General features: G+C 38.9%; 1 protein-coding gene. It reads right to left on the bottom strand.

Annotated features, from left to right (window positions below):
* Window positions 1–124 precede the first annotated feature (124 nt).
* A partial coding sequence (locus ACIR131C_RS27390) for a bluetail domain-containing putative surface protein (RefSeq protein WP_423752202.1) occupies window positions 125–203 on the bottom strand: 79 nt, incomplete at its 5' end.

Raw genomic sequence — 203 nt, 5'->3', positions numbered from 1 at the left:
CCTCATAACACTGGGAAGTGCTGTAATAATTGAATGGTGATCATATCACATCAATCATAAGGATGATGTAGAGACGTTTCATGAAACGTCTCTACAATGTGGTTTCCCTAAAGGAAACCAGAAACTACACTAAGGCAGTAGTAAAGTTACTGATTCCTAAAGTACCAGTTAAACCTGTCACCTCAATGATGGTATCCGTGGTT

Origin of the sequence: Dolichospermum circinale AWQC131C, from assembly GCF_000426905.1 — a bacterium.
GTDB classification, from domain to species: domain Bacteria; phylum Cyanobacteriota; class Cyanobacteriia; order Cyanobacteriales; family Nostocaceae; genus Dolichospermum; species Dolichospermum circinale.
The sequence above is the reverse complement of the archived record's forward strand: the minus strand, read 5'-3'. Positions and strand labels throughout refer to the sequence as shown.